This is a genomic window from Ferrovibrio terrae (assembly GCF_943371255.1).
GTDB lineage: Bacteria > Pseudomonadota > Alphaproteobacteria > Ferrovibrionales > Ferrovibrionaceae > Ferrovibrio > Ferrovibrio terrae_B.
Map to the genome: position 1 here is coordinate 1 of NZ_CALRUC010000089.1, position 18,084 is coordinate 18,084.

At 64.5% G+C, this 18,084-nt stretch carries 16 protein-coding genes; 6 read left to right on the forward strand and 10 right to left on the reverse strand.

Features of this window, described 5'->3' with window-relative positions:
- Positions 1-144: 144 nt before the first annotated feature.
- The 4 genes from AAG799_RS16750 to AAG799_RS16765 form a co-directional block, all read right to left on the reverse strand.
- Positions 145-624 (reverse strand): DUF2628 domain-containing protein, encoded by a 480-nt coding sequence (locus tag AAG799_RS16750; RefSeq protein ID WP_341897813.1) that lies wholly within the window; start codon positions 622-624, stop codon positions 145-147.
- An 8-nt stretch (positions 625-632) separates the two neighbouring features.
- Positions 633-1,223 (reverse strand): imidazoleglycerol-phosphate dehydratase HisB, encoded by a 591-nt coding sequence (hisB, locus tag AAG799_RS16755; protein WP_341897814.1) that lies wholly within the window; start codon positions 1,221-1,223, stop codon positions 633-635.
- A gap of 172 nt (positions 1,224-1,395) precedes the next feature.
- The gene (locus AAG799_RS16760) at positions 1,396-1,869 is read right to left on the reverse strand and encodes a hypothetical protein (protein WP_341897815.1); all 474 of its coding nucleotides are present in this window, start codon (positions 1,867-1,869) and stop codon (positions 1,396-1,398) included.
- 348 nt (positions 1,870-2,217) lie between these two features.
- The gene (locus AAG799_RS16765; protein ID WP_341897816.1) at positions 2,218-4,533 is read right to left on the reverse strand and encodes a methyl-accepting chemotaxis protein; all 2,316 of its coding nucleotides are present in this window, start codon (positions 4,531-4,533) and stop codon (positions 2,218-2,220) included.
- Between the two features lie 541 nt (positions 4,534-5,074).
- Between AAG799_RS16765 and AAG799_RS16770 the strand changes: the two genes are divergently transcribed.
- Both AAG799_RS16770 and AAG799_RS16775 read left to right on the forward strand, forming a co-directional pair.
- The gene (locus tag AAG799_RS16770; RefSeq protein WP_341897817.1) at positions 5,075-5,542 is read left to right on the forward strand and encodes a helix-turn-helix domain-containing protein; all 468 of its coding nucleotides are present in this window, start codon (positions 5,075-5,077) and stop codon (positions 5,540-5,542) included.
- Positions 5,543-5,747: 205 nt separating this feature from the next.
- Positions 5,748-6,596: a hypothetical protein gene (locus AAG799_RS16775; protein WP_341897818.1), complete on the forward strand. Its 849-nt coding sequence runs from the start codon at positions 5,748-5,750 to the stop codon at positions 6,594-6,596.
- Between the two features lie 83 nt (positions 6,597-6,679).
- Here the strand turns inward: AAG799_RS16775 and AAG799_RS16780 are convergent, their stop codons facing one another.
- Positions 6,680-7,555 carry a hypothetical protein gene (locus AAG799_RS16780; RefSeq protein WP_341897819.1) on the reverse strand — a complete coding sequence of 292 codons (876 nt, stop codon included), beginning with the start codon at positions 7,553-7,555 and terminating at the stop codon, positions 6,680-6,682.
- A gap of 227 nt (positions 7,556-7,782) precedes the next feature.
- Here AAG799_RS16780 and hslV point away from each other — a divergent pair, with 227 nt between their 5' ends.
- The gene (hslV, locus tag AAG799_RS16785; protein WP_341897820.1) at positions 7,783-8,304 is read left to right on the forward strand and encodes an ATP-dependent protease subunit HslV; all 522 of its coding nucleotides are present in this window, start codon (positions 7,783-7,785) and stop codon (positions 8,302-8,304) included.
- Positions 8,301-9,617 carry an ATP-dependent protease ATPase subunit HslU gene (gene hslU, locus AAG799_RS16790; protein ID WP_341897821.1) on the forward strand — a complete coding sequence of 439 codons (1,317 nt, stop codon included), beginning with the start codon at positions 8,301-8,303 and terminating at the stop codon, positions 9,615-9,617. The genes hslV and hslU overlap by 4 nt, the downstream gene beginning before the upstream one ends.
- Positions 9,618-9,620: 3 nt before the next feature.
- Here hslU and AAG799_RS16795 read toward each other — a convergent pair whose 3' ends face one another.
- The gene (locus AAG799_RS16795) at positions 9,621-10,775 is read right to left on the reverse strand and encodes a PepSY-associated TM helix domain-containing protein (RefSeq protein ID WP_341897822.1); all 1,155 of its coding nucleotides are present in this window, start codon (positions 10,773-10,775) and stop codon (positions 9,621-9,623) included.
- A gap of 9 nt (positions 10,776-10,784) precedes the next feature.
- A complete protein-coding gene (locus AAG799_RS16800) occupies positions 10,785-12,896 on the reverse strand; it encodes a TonB-dependent siderophore receptor (protein ID WP_341897823.1) in 2,112 nt (703 codons plus the stop codon).
- Positions 12,897-13,114: 218 nt separating this feature from the next.
- Here AAG799_RS16800 and AAG799_RS16805 point away from each other — a divergent pair, with 218 nt between their 5' ends.
- Positions 13,115-13,909 carry an SDR family oxidoreductase gene (locus AAG799_RS16805; protein ID WP_341897824.1) on the forward strand — a complete coding sequence of 265 codons (795 nt, stop codon included), beginning with the start codon at positions 13,115-13,117 and terminating at the stop codon, positions 13,907-13,909.
- Between the two features lies 1 nt (position 13,910).
- Here AAG799_RS16805 and AAG799_RS16810 read toward each other — a convergent pair whose 3' ends face one another.
- From AAG799_RS16810 to AAG799_RS16820, 3 genes are all read right to left on the reverse strand, one after another.
- On the reverse strand, positions 13,911-14,702 hold the full coding sequence (locus AAG799_RS16810) for an endonuclease/exonuclease/phosphatase family protein (protein WP_341897825.1): 792 nt from the start codon (positions 14,700-14,702) through the stop codon (positions 13,911-13,913).
- Positions 14,677-16,917 carry a VTT domain-containing protein gene (locus AAG799_RS16815; protein ID WP_341897826.1) on the reverse strand — a complete coding sequence of 747 codons (2,241 nt, stop codon included), beginning with the start codon at positions 16,915-16,917 and terminating at the stop codon, positions 14,677-14,679. The genes AAG799_RS16810 and AAG799_RS16815 overlap by 26 nt, the downstream gene beginning before the upstream one ends.
- Before the next feature lie 126 nt (positions 16,918-17,043).
- The gene (locus AAG799_RS16820) at positions 17,044-17,394 is read right to left on the reverse strand and encodes a helix-turn-helix domain-containing protein (protein ID WP_341897827.1); all 351 of its coding nucleotides are present in this window, start codon (positions 17,392-17,394) and stop codon (positions 17,044-17,046) included.
- Between the two features lie 121 nt (positions 17,395-17,515).
- On the opposite strand from AAG799_RS16820, the gene AAG799_RS16825 reads away from it, so the two are divergent.
- On the forward strand, positions 17,516-18,084 hold a 569-nt coding region (locus AAG799_RS16825; protein ID WP_341897828.1), incomplete at its 3' end, for a hypothetical protein.

The following is an 18,084-nucleotide window of genomic DNA, read 5'->3' on the forward strand; positions in this document are numbered from 1 at the left end:
GCACGATGGCATCGGCGGCGACCACATCCTCCACCCGCGCCGTCACCGTCAGATCGAGCGTGAGCGTGCTCTCATCGGCGGCGCGCTGGATCGCCTTGGCGGCGGAGCGCAGGTTGCCGGAGCCGTAATCGATCAGGGCGACTTTCATAGCAGCCTCGGGAAGGCATCGCTGCTGCCGCTCTGCGGCAGCACGGCAGGCGGAAAGCCTTGCGGTGACGATGGTGGCATGGCCACCGATGACGCCCCTGCGGGGCCCGCACTGTGGTTGCGGATATAGAGCGCTTCGGCCTCGGCAGCATCGCTGGCGCGCAGCACGCCACCGAAGCGCCAGCCACGCCGCTGCAGGGTCCAGCGCCGGTAATCGGCCGCGCCGGCACCGATCAGGAAGCTGACCGCGATGCCGATGGCGGTGGCGGCCGGATCGGCGATGTCGCCGACGGCGAGCGCGATACCGAGCAGCACGCTGAACAGCATGTAGAGCGCGAAGCCGAGCCAGAGGCGATGCCACAGCAGCCACAGCGGCGGCACGATGGCCGCCGACCAGCGGAAGCCAGATGCCACGGCCAGCACTTCAGGATCGCCGCCGGTTCTCGCGGGGCGCTCATGCAGGGTGAAAAATCGCATGGCAGCCCCTAGAGGGTTCCTTTGGTCGACGGCACCGCATGCGGGCTGCGGGCGTCGACGGTGATGGCGTGGCGCAAGGCGCGCGCGAGGCCTTTATAGCAGGACTCGACGATATGGTGGTTGTTCTCGCCGTACAGATTCTCGACATGCAGGGTGATGCCGGCATTCTGCGCGAAGGCCTGGAACCACTCCTTGAACAGCTCGGTGTCCATGTCGCCAAGCTTGGGCTTGGTGAAGGTCACCTTCCAGATCAGATACGGGCGGTTCGACACATCCATGGCGATGCGGGTGAGCGTCTCGTCCATCGGGATCAGCGCATCACCATAGCGGTTGATGCCCTTGCGCTCGCCCAGCGCCTTGCCGACGGCCTCGCCGATGGCGATGCCGGTATCTTCGGTCAGGTGGTGGAAGTCGATATGGATGTCGCCCTTGGCCTGGACTTCGAGGTCGATCAGGCTGTGGCGCGACAGCTGTTCCAGCATATGGTCGAGAAAGCCGACGCCGGTCGACACCTTATAGATGCCGGTGCCGTCCAGATTCACACTGACCGCGATTTCGGTTTCGTTGGTTTTCCGGGCTACGCTGGCCTTACGGGCCATGACACTCTCCTTGCGACACCCCTCCTGACACAGCCGGGTCCGACGGACCAAGAGGAGGCCCCGGCCGGGGTCGGGCGGGATATAGCAGGAACCGGCAGCGGTGACTACCTTGGCTTTTGGGGTCGCGCCCGGCCTGATACCCGGCCCAGATCGGGGAGATTTAGGGCAGCAATCAGCGCGCGGGAACCGCAGAGGGCGGGCGCAGCGTGACGGGCGGCGGATCGGGCGCCAGATGGCGGGCGGCCATGGCCGCCGCACTGCTGCGATACTGGGTCAGCCGGGCGCTGAAAACCGACACTTCATTCAGCGGAAGGGCGCGCAGGCGGCGCTCCAGGGCCTCAAGTTCGGCCAGCAGCGGACGGATCAGGCCGAGCTTGATGATCGGGGACAGGCTGCCCAGGCAGGTCATCGGCAGGCCGTCGATCATGCGGTTGAAGGCCCGCATCACCCGCTCGCCGCGGGTTTCGTAAACCGCCGCCACGCTGGCCTGGTCGGCCAGCCGGATGTTGCGCAGCAGGGTGACGGCCTGGTGCAGGTTGCCCAGCGTCACCAGCCACTGGCCGGTGCGGCCCGGATCGTCGATCAGTTCCACCGGCAACGGGGTGGCCTGCAGCAATGAGAGCACCCGTCCCAGCCGCTCGCGCATGTCGTCTGTCGCCTCAGCAGTCATGCCGTTCCGGCCGGCCAAACCGCAGGGTCGGGGCACGGGCAGAACGGCGGGGATTGGAAAAATTTCCTTGCTTCACTGGCTTTGTTGTCTATGGCTCGGGTTAACCATGTAACACTGTTTCCGGCAGAGCACTGGCAAAAAAACCCTTTGATTACAGTCAATCGGACTCGTTCTGCGAGTCCAGACTAGCCCGACTACTCTTTTTTGGCGAGTAGAAAAGGTTGAGAATACCTCTTTTCCGGCATGCTGTCGAATACAAATGTATGTAATAGAGAATAGAAGTAGAACCCCTTTGCCCCCTATTCGCGGTATGGTTAACGGGCGTTAGCCAACCCGGAAGCGGGACAGCAGGGCAGCGAGTTCGGTCGCCTGGTTTGCCATGGCCCGGGCAGAGGCATTGGTCTGCTCGACCAGGGCGCCGTTGCGCTGGGTCATCTCGTCCATATTGACCACGGCGCCGTTGACCTCCTCCAGACCGCGCGACTGCTCGGCGGAGGCGGCAGCGATCTCGGCCACGATATCGCTCACCTTCTTCACGGCGGTGACGATTTCGGTCAGCGCCCCGCCCGCCTGATTGACCAGCGCGGCGCCGGTCTTGACCTGGGCATTGGAGGCCTGGATCAGCGTCTTGATCTCCTTCGACGCATTGGCCGAGCGCTGCGCCAGCGCACGCACTTCCTGCGCCACCACGGCAAAACCCTTACCGGCTTCACCGGCGCGGGCGGCCTCAACGCTGGCATTCAGCGCCAGCAGGTTGGTCTGGAAGGCGATCTCGTCGATCAGCCCGACGATATCGGAAATCTTCCGCGCGCTGCCCTCGATCTGGGTCACGGCGGTCACCGCATCGGCCACCACCTGCCCGCCCTTCTCGGCGGTGTCGCGGGCAACCCCGGCCAGCTGGTTGGCGGCCTGGGCATTGTCGGCATTCAGCTTCACCGTTGCCGTCACCTCATGCATCGAGGCCGCGGTTTCTTCCAGTGCAGCCGCCTGCGCCTCGGTGCGCTGCGCCAGATCCTGACTGCCGGTCGAGATCTCCGCCGAGGCATCGCGCACCGTGCTGGCACTCACGGCAACCTGACGCATGGTATCGGCCAGTGTTTCGCCGGCCATATTCACATCGCCCTGCAGCTTGGCGAAGACACCGGCATAGTCGCCGGTAACGCGACGGGTGAGATCGCCGGCAGCCAGACCGGCCAGCACGGCGCCAACATCTGTGATGGCGCCGCCGATGGCATCAAGCAGACGGTTGATGCCGGTGCCAAGGCGCACCGCCACGCCATCGAGCGGCGCGGTATCGATGCGCTGGTTGAGATCGCCGGCTGCGGCTGCCGTGACGATCTCGCCCACCGCACGATCCAGCAGAGCTTCCTGTTCGCTGCGGGTCTGTTCGGCGCTGTGGCGTTCCTGCTCCACCGCCTGGCGCAGCTGTTCATTCTCGGCGCCATTCTGTTTGAACACCGCAACCGCTGCCGCCATGCGGCCGATCTCGTCGCCGCGCTGCAGGCCCGGAATGGCTGCAGTGAAATCGCCCTTCGCCAGCACCGCCATCGCCTCGGTCAGGGCGGCAATCGGATTGGCGATATTGCGGCCGATCAGCCAGGCGAACAGCGCGCCAATCGCCAGGGCCACCATCGAAACCGCCAGCACGGTGATGAAGGTAGTGGCAAAGGTCTGGACGGCATTGTCGCGCTGGGTGGCCAGGATCGTCAGCTGGCCGGCCTTGGCCTGCTCCACCTTGTCGACGATCTGGGCGATCTCCTGCTCCATCTCCTGATAGACCAGCCGGTTGATGTCGCCGGCCGCCGTAACCGCCGCCAGAATGCCGGCTTCATACTGCCTGGCGAAATTCTCCGCCTCGGTGGCCATCTTCTTCAGCTCATCCTCGTCCAGCATGATCTTGAGGTCTTCGATCATGTCGACGAAGGTGCCGACCTTGCCGCGCGCCTCGTTGGCCATCGCCATATCGCCCATGCCGATGAAACGGGTGGCGGCGACACGGATTTCCGAAAACGCATCGAGCACCAGGCCGGCCTCGGTGGCGGCGATGAAATTCTGCCGTTTGTTGGCGGCCTTGATCAGCTGCATCAGGCTTTCGCGCGTGCGCGGTCCATAAACATCGAGCTGGTTACCGGTGACCGATTTCAGCGTATTGCGCGCCGCAATCGCCTGCGCCAGCTTGGCGAAGGTGCCTTTCAGCAGCGGCACCGCCTCGGTCAGCAGGGCGCGGCGCTCGGCGTTGCGGATGCTGGCGATCATGCCATCGAGATTTTCCGTCATCTGCGGCTCCAGCCGGCGCGTCGCCAGCAGGCCGCGCGGATCGTCGCGTTCGATGAACAGCAGCAGATTGCGGCGCAGATCCAGCATGTCGCGCTCGAACTGCTGCAGGCGCTGATTGCTGACCGTGATGCGGTCGTAGGTTTCAAAGGCTGCGCCGCCGCCCTGGATGCCATGGATGGCGGCGCCGGCCACGATCACCAGCAGCACCAGCGCAGTCCCGAAGCCGATGGCGATGCGCGCGCGGATGCCAAGACGGCCGAACCAGGCGAGCAGCGGCGGCTGGCGTTGCCCCGATGCCTGCGGCGCCGATGCTGCACTATCGGGATCAACTGCCGGGTCGGCGGCGAAATCGGAAACGGCCATACGAAACTCCATCGGGCAAAATCAGGCCGCGCCGGCAGCATGACCCGGTGCGGCAGCGGATAGGACGGGGGATTTAGCGAAAGGGATTGGGACGCGCGCCGGAACCGGGCAGGCCACACCGGGGCAGGCTAGTGCAGTGGTTCAGCTTCGGGCACGGCATCGCTGCGGAAACTCCTTCACTGCGCAACCTTGGCGGCAGTGTCTTGGCGGTTTGATGTCCGCTCCGGCGTTTCCCGTTGCTACCCTCGCGACCGGCATCGCTGCGGTCAAGCTGCATGCACAGGGGGGAGGTTATCAAAATTTTAGAATCTGCCGGTGTGCTGCAGGATGGGTGCTGCAGGGCATGACGCATTGGTTGTCTAGTGTGGTAAGCCATTCTCGCGCAAAGCGGATTTGGATATCGCGAGATTCGACTAAGTCGAGGAAATGGGCTGATTTTAATCCGTAACGCCGATTTGCAACCGGGTAGCAGCCGCTGGCAACTAATGGTAAAAACACTACATCAATTCCTTGTAGGACCATACCTGTGATGGAGAAGTCGATGCGTAAACCGAACCCATACGACGCCCATGTGGGAGCCCGGCTGCGCGCGTGCCGCACGCTGGCCGGTTTCAGCCAGGAGCGGCTCGGCGCCTCAGTCAGCCTGAGCTTCCAGCAGATTCAGAAATACGAGAAGGGCCTGAACCGCATCGGCGCTTCCCGCCTGCAGCAGTTTGCCCAGATCCTCAATGTGCCGCCGTCCTACTTCTTCGAGGACATGCCCGGCATCGAGCAGCAGCCGACCGCGCGCCCCGAACATGCGGTGGTGTCGGAGATCGAGCAGGACAAGAGTCCGATCTCGCGTCGTCAGGCGCTGGAGCTGGTGCGCAACTTCGGCAAGATCACCGATCCCACGGTGCGCGATCGCATCTTCCAGCTGATCAAGGCCGCAGCCGCTTCCTATAGCGGCAAGCCCGAGGATGAAGAGGGCGCAGCTGTCGTCGCGCCGCCGGTCGAGACACAAGCCTGATATCCTGACCGCTGATTGCGGTTACTGAAAAAACCGGGCCGGTAACGGCCCGGTTTTTTTGTGTTCATCGCACGGCTGTTGCATCGGCTGGCGCCGGTCGCGCGGGTGTCGTCTGAGTCCTACACAACCAGAGGGAAGCGAAGCAAAGGTCATGTGAACCCTAGGTATATAGTGCCTCCGTCAATACAGAGCCAAGGAGGCACCTATGACATATCACGTGCGTATCACTCAATCCGCATCGCAGCGTCTGCCCGATCAGATCACGCTGCAATACGGGCCGCGGCCCGAACTCGGGCAATTCTTCCTTACCGCCGACAAGGCAGCGCGCGATCGCGGCGTTTCACTCAGCCTGAATGCCGATTTCGATTACCTGCGCATCGTCAACAATGCCAACAAGGACAGCTGGGACAGTCTGGCGCCCAGCTTCAACAATGCGCTCAACACGATCGACGAGCGCAACGGTTTCTGCATCATCGGCCGCAACGAAGCCGGCGATGTGGTCTCGACCCAGGCGGCCCGCGTCTATGATCTGACCGGCAGCACGCTGGCCGACTGCGTGTCGAGCTTCCGCTTTTTCTATGGCGATCCCGGGCAGATGTGCGAGGCCGGCGAAACCTGTGAGTTCAGCTCGCCCAGTGCCAGCAGGCTGACCGGACGTATCGTGTTTTCCGGTTCGACCTGGATTCATCCCGACTATCGCAAACGCGGCCTGCCGGCGATCCTGCCTCGCATCAGCCGCGCGCTGGCACTGACCCGCTGGGACACCGACTACACGATCAGCTTCGTGAAGTTTGTCCTGGTGGAGAAGGGCGTGGCGAAGGCTTACGGCTACAAGAATGTCGAGCCGACGCTGGAGTGGCGCGCCCCCGATGGCAGGATGCGCTATCAGGGCGCGCTGATCTGGATGGACCGGCAGGAACTGCTGGCCGATATGCAGCGCTTCCCCCAGATCATCGCGCCGACGGAAGACCGCGGTGCGACGAAGCCAGACGCGACGAATGCCGGCATCGGCAACCGTCGTATCGAGTCCGGCGAAAGCCCGGCTTTGAACTGATGATCTGATATGCGGTGAAAGCCGGCCGAGAAGCGGCCGGTAATCACTCAGATGGCCCTAATCGCTGCAGTGGCCATAATCGCTCAAATGGCTTTGGGCTTTGCGCTGTCGATGTTCAGCGGAATGGCCAGCTGCGCATTCAGCAGTGAGCTGCCGGTCAGGATGCGCTCGCCATCCTTGTTCTGCCAGGGCAGGATCATGCGCTGATAGCGGCGCCGGCGCGGATCGTGATCGGGTTCCTCGATGATGGCGTCGACATCCTCAAGGGCCGGGATGCCGCTCTCGTAACAGGTGCGATAACTGCTTTCGACCCAGGCGCCATAGGCGCGATCCGGCTGATCGGAAATGCGACGGCCGGCAACGCGATTCATCTGGAAATTGTCATAGATGGTGAAGCCGTTGCCGCTGGCATTCACATACAGGTCTTTATCGCGATGTTCGATCAACACCGTGCGGTCGATCAGGCCGCTGTTCTGCAGATAGCGCCGTACCGGCTCGGAATACTGGCCGCCCTCGAAGCGCCAGACCTCGAACAGGCTGCTGAGATTCTGATGCGCATGATAGAGCCATTCGCGCGGCTGATGCGACATGGCGATGAACTGGTCGCGCATGCGCGGTTCGCGCAGCGGGGCAAGCTCGTCGAGCCGCGCCAGCAGCGGGGCGCTCTCGATATAGACTTCTTCCAGCCAGCCGCTGGCATAGACAACCAGAGCCACCGGCTTGGCCGCGACCGCCTTGCGCAGATAAGGCTTCAGCGAATTGACCGCCGCCGGGCTGACCATGCCGGCGCGGAACTGCATCAGCGTGGCATGCTCTTCGACCACCAGCCAGACATAGCCGAGATTGCGCGCGGCATAACCGGCAAGGTCGAAATCCGGATCGGCATAGCCGAGCCGTTCGGCCAGAGTTGCCGAAGGCCAGCGCCACCAATGCCCTTGCGGGTCGATCAGATAATTCATCCAATACCCCAATCGGGCCTGCCACGGCCGACGAGGTAAATTTTAGGGCAGGCTTAGCCGGGAGTCGAGTGGGGTGTGATGATGCTTCGGCTTTGGCAAAAGGTTGCATAGACTGCCGGTTGTAGCGTCGATCACAGCACGCGCAACTATCGCCAAACGTGTCGACTTGCGATGCGCCACTCGCGATCCTACATGAAGGCCCATTCCGATGTTGAGGTTCTCCCATCATGACGACAATTATTGCTGTCCGTAAGGCCAACGAGATCGTGCTGGCCGGCGACGGCCAGGTCAGCCTTGGCCAGACCGTGATCAAATCGAATGCCCGCAAGGTGCGCCGCCTCGGCGACGGTTCGGTGGTGGCCGGATTTGCCGGCGCCACCGCCGATGCCTTCACGCTGTTCGAGCGGCTGGAAAGCAAGCTGGAGCGCTATCCCGGCCAGCTGGCGCGCGCCTGTGTCGAGCTGGCCAAGGACTGGCGCACCGACCGCTACCTGCGGCGCCTGGAAGCGATGATGGCGGTAGCCGACAAATCGGTCTCCCTGGTGCTGACCGGCACCGGCGATGTGCTGGAGCCGGAGGATGGCCTGATCGGCATCGGCTCGGGCGGCAACTACGCACTGGCCGCGGCGCGCGCCCTGATCGACCGCGACGACATGGATGCGGAAGCCATCGCCCGCAAGAGCCTGAACATCGCCGCCGATATCTGCGTCTATACCAACCGCAACATCATCGTTGAAAAGCTGTCATGACCTCTTTCTCGCCCCGCGAAATCGTCTCCGAACTCGACCGCTACATCGTCGGCCAGCATGATGCCAAGAAGGCCGTAGCGGTGGCGCTGCGCAACCGCTGGCGCCGCCAGCAGCTGCCCGAAGGCCTGCGCGAGGAAGTGCTGCCGAAAAACATCCTGATGATCGGCCCGACCGGCGTGGGCAAGACCGAGATTTCGCGCCGCCTCGCCAAGCTGGCCAATGCACCCTTCCTGAAGGTGGAAGCCACCAAGTTCACCGAAGTGGGCTATGTCGGCCGCGATGTCGAGCAGATCGTGCGCGACCTGCTGGAAGGTGCGCTGACCATGATCCGCGAGCGCAAGCGCAAGGACGTCAGTGCCCGCGCCGAACTGGCGGCGGAAGAGCGCCTGCTCGATACCCTGGTGGGCGACAAGGCCAGCATCGAGACGCGGCAGAAATTCCGCAAGATGCTGCGCGAGGGCGAGATCGACAAGCGCGAGATCGAGATCGAGCTGAAGGATGCCGGCGGCGCCGGCATGCCGATGTTCGAGATTCCCGGCATGCCCGGCGCGCAGATGGGCATGGCCAATATCCAGGACATGCTGGGCAAGGCCTTTGGCGGTATGCGGGGCAAGCCGCGCAAAACCACCGTGGGCGATGCCATGAAGGCACTGATCCAGGAAGAGAGCGACAAGCTGGTGGACCAGGACAACCTGGTGAAGGAAGCCATCGAGGCGGTGGAGCAGAACGGCATCGTCTTCATCGACGAGATCGACAAGATCTGTGCCCGCAGCGAATATCGCGGTGGCGGCGATGTGTCGCGCGAGGGCGTGCAGCGCGACCTGTTGCCGCTGATCGAAGGTACGGTGGTGAACACCAAGCATGGCGCGGTGAAGACCGACCATATCCTGTTCATCGCATCCGGCGCCTTCTCGGTGGCCAAGCCGAGCGACCTGCTGCCGGAACTGCAGGGCCGCCTGCCGATCCGGGTCGAGCTGAAAGGCCTGACGCGTGACGACTTCAAGCGCATCCTGACCGAGCCGGAAGCCAGCCTGCTGAAGCAGTATACCGCGCTGATGGGCACCGAGCAGGTGACGCTGAACTTTTCCGAGGATGCCATCGACGCGCTGGCGCAGATCGCCGCCGATGTGAACGAGAGCGTGGAGAATATCGGCGCCCGCCGGCTGCACACGATCCTGGAGCGCGTGCTGGAGGAGATCAGCTATGCCGCCGCCGACCATTCCGGCCAGACGGTGAATATCGATGCCGCCTATGTGCAGCAGCGCATCGGCGACCTCGCCAAGAACAGCGATCTCAGCAAGTATATCCTGTAAGGATTATGCGGCGGCGCGGGCCGAGGTACGTTTCACGGCCTGTCGCCGCCGCTGCAGATCGCGCTGCTGACGCAGTCCGCGCCAGTATATCCAGGCACCGCTGAACACCAGCGCGGTCAGCCCCGCGCCGAACACGAACCAGATGAGCCGCGACCACAGGCCGGCGAAATCGCCGAAATGCAGCGGGTTGGCGGTCTCGTCCCAGCGCCGCCAGAAGTCCTGGCCGGCAATGCGCTCGACCGCCAGCACCGCGCCGGTTTTCGGATCGAGATAGACCTTGTTGGCGCGGTCGCGCACCAGCATATCGCCGGCCTGGCCATCAAACCGCAGCGCATCGTCCTTGCGGCGCGGATAATACACCGCGGTGATTTTCAATTCGGGAAACGCGGCCTGTGCCCGCGCCACCAGATCATCCAGCGGCAGCACCGGTGCCGCTGACGAAGAGGCCTTCGGTGCCAGCGGTTCCAGCCGGTTGCCGGTATCGAGCAGCAGCCGCTCGGCGAAATACCACATCCCGGTGAGCGCAATCGCCAGCAGGAACCACAGCGACCAGCCGGCGATCAGGCGATGCAGATCGTGCAGCAGCGGACCGACGCCGGCGCGCAGCCGCAGGCGGAACATCCCGCGCCAGACTTGCGGGTAGATCACCAGGCCGGTGATGAGCATCAGCAGGATCACCAGCGCAAACGGCGTGGCGAGATAGACGCCGATGTTGATGCCGCCAACAGTGGGCAGATAGAACTGCCGGTGCAGCTGGCGCAGGGTCGCATGGACGGTCTCGCGCGGGCCTTCGCCGGTCAGCGTCGCGCGATAGGGATCGATATAGAGCAGGCGCGGCTGGCGATCCGGCATCAGCACGCGCGCTTCGGCGGCAAAGCGGCTGCCCTGCGGTGCCATGATGCGCTGGATCGTCCAGTCGGGATGCGCGTTGCGGATCGCCGCTTCCATGCGGCCCCAGCTGGCATAGTCGCCCGCTGCCGTGCCGGCCGGCACCGATACACGCAGCGATGAATCGGCCAGCCAGTCAAGCTCATGGCCGATGCTGGTGAGGGTGCCGAGCAGGCAGATCCAGCCGAGTATCAGACAGAGCCAGAAGCCCAGCAGGCCATGCAGGCGCCGCATTGCCCGCTGGCCGAACAGGGATTTCAGGCGCGCCATGCTACGCCGTCAGAATTTCGCGGTGACGCCGGCAATCACCGTCATCGGCGCGCCGGGGATGTTTTCAACCCGGCTGTTGACCGTCTGCTCGACATAGTCCTGGTCGGTCAGGTTGCGGCCGCTCAGCGAAAGACGGATACGGTCGTTCAGGTCGTAGAACACTGAGGCGTCGAAGCGATAATAACCGTCAACGCTGTAGGTATTGGCCAGATCGCCATTCCGCGAGCCAACATAGGTGACACCGGCGCCGAGACCGAGGCCTTTCATCTGGCCGGACTGGAACTGATAGACGCTCCACAAGCCGCCGGCGAAGTTCGGCACGTTGGCCAGGCGGTTGCCAACCGGCGTGGTGCGGTCCGAGGTCACTTCGGCATCGGTGTAGCCCCAGCCGGCAATGACACTCCAGCCCGGCAGGATCTCGCCGGTCAGATCCGTTTCAAAACCGCGCGAGCGCTGCTCGCCGGTCAGCACCGAGAAATTCGTCACGCCCGATGCGGTGGCGACATTCTCCTTGGTGATCTGGTAGATCGCAGCGCCCACCGACAGCCTGTCGGGAATCAGCTCGTAGCGCGCGCCGGTTTCATACTGCACGCCCTTTTCCGGATCGGGCGTGCCGCCGCCCAGGATGGCCGTGGTCTGCGGGCTGAAGGAGGTCGAATAATTGGCATACAGCGACAGCCGCGGCACCGGCTTGTAGACGACACCGGCCTTGGGGCCCCAGTTCTGATCGTCCACATGGGTGGCCACATTCTGCGTCACGGTGGTCTGATCCAGCTTGTCGTAACGCAGGCCGAGCACAAGCTCCCACTGGTCGTTCAGCTTGATCTGGTCCTGCGCGTATAGCGAATTGATATACATGCGGGTGTAGACATTGTTGCGGCTGGTGATCGTACCCGGCTCGGCGCCATAGACCGGATTGTAGAGACTGATGCTGGCAAGACTGTAGTTGATCTGCCGCACGGTGCGGTCGCCGTTCACGTATTCATAGCCGGTGACGACGGTATGGCCGATCGAGCCGGTCTGGAATTTCATCACTGCATCCGACTGCAGGTCCCAGGAATCGAAATCCTCGGTCTGCCGCAGCGCGGTGCGCGATAGTGTCGTGCCGGCCGTGTTGACGGTGCCGGGATTCGCCACCAGGCGATAGGTGTCACCCACCGTGTAGTTGACGACCTGGCGCAAGGTGAGCCAGTCATTCAGATCATGCTCGCCCTTTGCGGTGACATTGTCGACCCGTGCGTCGTAACGCGCCCAGTCTTCCGAATAATACCTGTCTTTCAGCAGGAGCACGCGGTTGCCGACCGCCACCAGGCCGCGGTCGAACTGGCTGTCCTGTTCGGTATGGTCCGCACCCAGCGTGAAGCGGGTATCGTCGCGCGGCGCCCAGTTCACCACCGGTGCAAAAAAGTTTCGCGTGTCGTCATTGTCATAGCGGAAGCTGCCTTCGGTCTGCACGGCAGCCGTCATGCGCGCGGTCAATGTTGCGGCCGCATCGAGCGGACCCGACACCGTGCCTTCCCCGCGATAGAAATCGTAGGAACCGCCCTGCAGCGTGGCGCTGCCGGTGAAGGTGTCGGTCGGCTTCTTGGTGACGAGGTTGATCAGGCCGCCGGGCTCGGTGCGGCCGTAGAGCACCGAAGACGGACCCTTCAGCACCTCGACGCGTTCGATATTGGCGAGGTCGCGCGTCACCGGGGTGAAGTTCAGCGCCGGACTCTGCATGATGCCATCGGTGGCAACCGTCTGCGTCTGGAAACCGCGCAGGGTGAAATTCTGTCCGCGGCCGCCATTGGTGCCGTTCGCCTGCACGCCGGGCACGGTCAGCAGCGCATCGGAGAGTCGCGTGGTCTGGCGGTCCTCGATCACCTGGCGCGGCACCACGTTGATCGTCTGTGGCACGTCTTTCAGCGGCGTGTCGGTCTTGGTGCCCGTGGCGGATCGCGTGGCGCGATAGCCCTCGACCGGGCCATCGGCGCGTTCCTCGACCTGCTGGCCCTCGACCGTGATGGCCGGCAGCTGGGCCGGTGGGGATTCCGGGCTGGCGGTCTGCGCCAGGGCCGATGCTGCGGTGAACAGGGCAAACCCGGCGACAGACGACAGAAGAAGAGAACGCGTACCCATGACAGCAGGCTCCAGCAAGCAGGACATCAGGGCCTGGCTGGCGTGGTGCTGGCTATTACCCCCGGTGGAGCCGTCGGTAGCACTGAATGGTATGCAGGTCAATGAGAATCGTTCTCATTCTTTGTTTTAACACACTGTTTCTATTGTGTAAATTTTAGGCATCCTGCCGCTGCCCGTGCCCCGCACGACCCGCTAGCATGGTGCAAACGGAGGAACACATGACCGATCTGAAGGGCCGCGTTGCACTGATCACCGGAGGCTCCAGCGGCATCGGGGCGGCCACCGCCCGGCTGCTGGCCGGGCGCGGCTGTGCCGTGGCGATCAACTTTTCACGCAGCCGCGAAGCGGCGCAAAAGGTTGCCGCCGACTGCCAGGCCCTCGGCGGCGAAACCCTGCTGGCGCAGGGCAATGTGGCCGATGATGCCGATTGCCGCCGCGTGGTCGAGGAAACTTTGGCCCGCTTTGGCCATCTCGATTATCTGGTCAACAATGCCGGCACCACGAAGTTCGTCGCCCATCGCGACCTCGCCGGCCTGTCGGCGCAGGACTTTCACGACATCTTCGCGGTCAACACCATCGCGCCGTTCCAGATGATCCGCGCCGCCGAGCCATTCCTGCGTGCGACACGCGGCGCAGTGGTGAATGTCTCCTCCATCGCCGGCGTTTATGGCACCGGCTCGTCGATTGCCTATGTTGCATCGAAAGCCGCGCTGAACGGCATGACGCTCAGCCTTGCGCGCGTGCTGGGGCCCGAAGTGCGCATCAACGCAGTCTGCCCCGGCTTCGTCGAGGGCGAGTGGCTGCAGCAGGGCATGGGCGAGGCGGCCTACAAGGCGGCACTGGATAACTGGCAGCGCAACGCGCTGCTGGGCACCACCAACAAGCCGGAGGATATCGCGCAGAGCATCGCCTTCTTCCTCACTGCGGCGGTGAATGTCACCGGCGAAACCCTGCTGATCGACAGCGGCATCCGGCTGGCGCAGCCGCGCGCGCCCCATCAGCCAAAGTCGTAAGTCAGACCGGATTGCCGCCGGCGTCTTCCGCCATCGCCTCGGGCAGGCTGAGCGGCAGGGGCCCGGGCGGCATCTGTTCCAGCCGGATATCGGCGAAGACCGGCAGATGGTCGGAGACCCGCCGGCCCAGCGGGTCGGTCCAGCTCTGCAGCAGGGCATGGCGCGGCCGGCAGTAGATGCGGTCCAGCATCAGCAGCGGCCAACGCGCCGGAAAGCTGCGCAGCTTGCTGCGACCGGGCAGAATGGTGGCCAGCGCGCGGCGCACCGTGCCGTAGATGAACCAGTCGTTGAAATCGCCCAGCATCACCGTGGTCTGCCGCGCCGTGCCGGCAATGGCCGACAGCATCGCGGCCTGCTGGCGCCGTTCGCGAAATCCCAGGCCCAGATGCACCGAGGCGAGATGCAGCGGCCCGGCCGGGGTGAGCACGGTGGTTTCGATGGCTCGCCGCGGCTCGCGCTTGCTGACCGAGAGATCGTGGATCGCCACTTCGGTCATGGGCCAGCGGCTGATCAGCGCATGGCCATAGTCGCCATCGGGCGTCACCAGTGTCTTGGCCTCGGCGGCATGGCTGCCGAGCGACTGGGCGAGATAGGTGAAAGCATTGTCGTCGCGGCCGCGGGAATCGATTTCCTGCAAGGCGACGATATCGGGCTCATGCCGGCGCACCAGGGCGGCGATGCGCGGCAGGTCGTAGCGCCCGTCCGGGCCGATGCCGGCATGGACATTCCAGGTCAGCACGCGGATCACCGCCGCGCCGGGACCGGGATCAGGCCTGGCCGGACTCGGTCGCACCGAATCTGTCCCGCAGTCGCGCCACGATCAGTTGCAACCCATAGGACAATCCGCCCCAGAGCAGCAAAAAGCCGGCCAGCAGCAACAGGTCGACCAGCGAGGGCTGCGTCATGATCTCGAGCAGGCGGCCGCCCAGCACCGACATGATGATGATGCCGGGCGCCAGGCCGAGCAGCGTGCCGATGGTGTAGTCGAGCAGGCGGATGCGGGTGGCGCCGGCCACCAGGTTGACAAGCATGAAGGGCGCCGTCGGCATCACCCGCATCGTCGTCACCGCGAGGATGCCGTTGCTTTTCACCTTGCGCGCCACGCGGTTGATGCGCGGGCCCATCACCCGGCGCAGCAGATCGGCGCCGAGCCAGCGGCCGGCGCCATAGGTGGCCAGCGCACTCGACATCGACCCGGTCAGCGCCACCGACAGGCCTTCCCAGGTACCGAAGGTGATCGCCGTGGCGGCGATCAGCAGCGTGACCGGGAAAGCGATAAAGCCGGCCAGGATGAAAATGCCGACCACCGCCGGGAAGGCCAGCGGACTGGCGGCGATGGCGCGGAAAGCGGCTGCCAGCTTGTGCGGCGAGGCCCAGTCGGCCAGCGGCGTGTAGCGCCAGGCCAGCACCAGCGCGATGACCACCAGCAGGCTGATGCCGATCAGCAGGATCGAGGAAAACCGCCGCTGGCTCGGCGGTTCGTTGCTCGGGTCCGGCAGATAGCGGTCGGCTTCCAGCGGCCGGGCCGGATCGGCCACCGCCGCAATCTGTGCGGTGAAATCGAAGCCGTGCCGGTTCGCCTCGTCCGCGATGGGGCAGAGCCGGTGCGCGCGGTCCTGCAGCGCATCCAACGTGGCGAACAGCGAGCCGGTGCGCACCAGCAGCTCCGCCACCTCGGCTTCGGTGGCGCCGCAATGTTCGGCGATCAGGCGGTTGCGGGCCGCGGCCACATTGCTGCGCTGGTCCGGCGTGGTGGCCGCGATCACCAGGTCGCATTCGGTGTCGACGGCGATCGAGCGGTTACACAGGTTGGCCGAGCCGACGCGCAGCAGGCGGTCATCGGCGATCATCACCTTGGAATGCACCATCACTTCCGCATCACGGTCGCGCACACTGCCGTCGTTGCGCAGGCAGGGATAGACAAAGCGCACGCGGTCTCGGAGTCCGGCCTCGTCGAACATCTGCATGAAACGGATGCGGCCGGCCAGCATGCTTTGCTGTTCCAGCCAAGTGTGATGCGTCTTCGGCACGATGACCAGCACTTCCAGCCCGGGCCTGTCCTGCAGCCGCGCGATCAGACGCTGCGCCAGCGCCGTACAGGTGAGGAACTGGTTTTCGACATAGAGGATGCGCTCGGCCGCATCGATCATGTCGTGGAACAGCGCCTCCACTTCGCGCACCTCCGGTTCCGGTCCGTAGCGCGGCTCGGTGCGCGCGATGCCGATGGTTACGTCGCCGGTGAAATCGGGCTGAACCGTGACTGGCCAGGGATCGCAGTCGGCCTGGGCGTAGAATGACGGTGCCGGCGGCAGCAGTTCATGGGTGACGCGATACCAGCGCCCGCGCACCAGCTGGCCCAGCGCGGCAGCGGCCGCGCCATCCACCATCATCTGCACGTCATGGAAAGGCGCATAAGGCTTGCCGGACGGATCGACGCGATGCGGATCATGCAGCGGATGGGCGGCCGTGTCCCAGCGCCGGATGGTGATATCGAGGCCGCCGGAAAACGCCACGGCATCGTCCACCACCACGATCTTCTGGTGATGCGAGGCGCCGATCGGCAGCACATCGTCGAGGCAGAGTTCGATCTGGCGCGGCGTGTTCCATTGCAGGGCCAGGGCCGGCATCAGCTCGCGTTCCAGCGAGTAGACCGCCGCGTAGTAATCCCAGAGCAGCAGCTTGATCGACAGCTGTGGCCGGCGCCGCACCAGTTCGGTGAGAAAGGCGCCAAAGGTCACCGGCAGATCGTCGCCGGGTTCACCATCGGGCCCGACCAGCGGCGTGCGGCTGTCGATATCCCAGCCGGTGATGATCACCGAATGGCGCGCCGCACGCAGGGTCTGTCGCAAGGCGCCGTAATAGGCGGCGGCATCCACCAGCATGCTGGCGCGGCTGGCGGTTTCGCAGCGCCAGACATTGCGGCCAGGGACCAGCAGGGTCGCGGTTTCCCGCGCTGCAGGCGCAGCTGGCTTGGTTTCCGGCCGTAAAATCCGCGCCGCCTGCACCACGGAAGCTCCTCTGACTGACGAGGACATAACGCAGCAGTCGGGATTTGGTGCCATGGCGCCAGGCCGGAGCGCGCCGGAATGCCGCGGTTTTACGGAAATTCCAGTTTCCGGTGTCGCCGGTGGCGCTCAGCTGCGCAGCAGCTTGAGCATCTGTTCCAGCCGCGCGTCATCCAGCGTGCCGATGCGGCGACCGAGTTCATTGGCCAGCAGGGTCGCCTTCGGCGTCAGGCCCGCCGTGTCGATGGTGATGCGCGGATGCGACAGCTTGGCGAGTTCCGCCAGTTCCTCGGCATCGTCCCAGATGATGTTGAGATAGCCGCAGATACGTTGCAGCAGCAGCCAGCTGGGGCGGCCGCGATGGCCATGCTCCAGCGCCGAGAGATAGGCCGAGGAGACACCGAGATCGGCCGCCATCTGCTTCAGCGCGATGCCGCGGGCCTGGCGCAAGGCACGGATGCGCGCGCCGAACGGCGTCATGGCACAACCGTATCCGGAGTGGTTTCCGGACCAGGTGCTCGCGCGAAGGTGCATGGACGCCGCATGTCCGGCATCCTAATATCCCGGGGTGCCGTTCCGCCACCTCTTCGCACTGATGTGCATGCCGCTGCTGCTGGCCGGTCTTTTGCTCACCGGCACCGGCATGACTGTTGCCATGGCCCAGCCCGCAGCGGGCCAGGCGCTTGCCATCGCCTTCCGGCCCACCGCCCCCTATGTGATACAGAAGCCCGATGGCACGCTGACCGGGCTGGAATACGATCTTGTCATGCTGGCGGCCAGCGCCGCCAGGCTGACCCTGCGACCGCAACTGGCGCCATTCGGCCGCCTGCCGGAAGATTTCCGCCGGCGCGCCGTCGATGCCATCGTGCCGGCCAATCCGGCGATGGGTCTGCCGGGCTGTGTCAGCGATACGGTACTGATCTATCGCAACCTTGCCATCAGCCTGCGGCAGCGCGGCCTGGTCGTCACCTTTGTGTCAGACCTGGAGCGGCTCGATGTCACCGCCTTCCAGAATGCCCATGTGGTGCTGGGACGGGAGGTCGCGGGTCTGCAGCGCAATCCGGCGCGCTATCGCGAGGTGGCCAACCAGATGCTGCAGGTGCGCGCGCTGTTTTCCGGCCGCACCGATGTGGTGCTGGCCGAGCGCCGCATATTCCGCCATCTGATGCG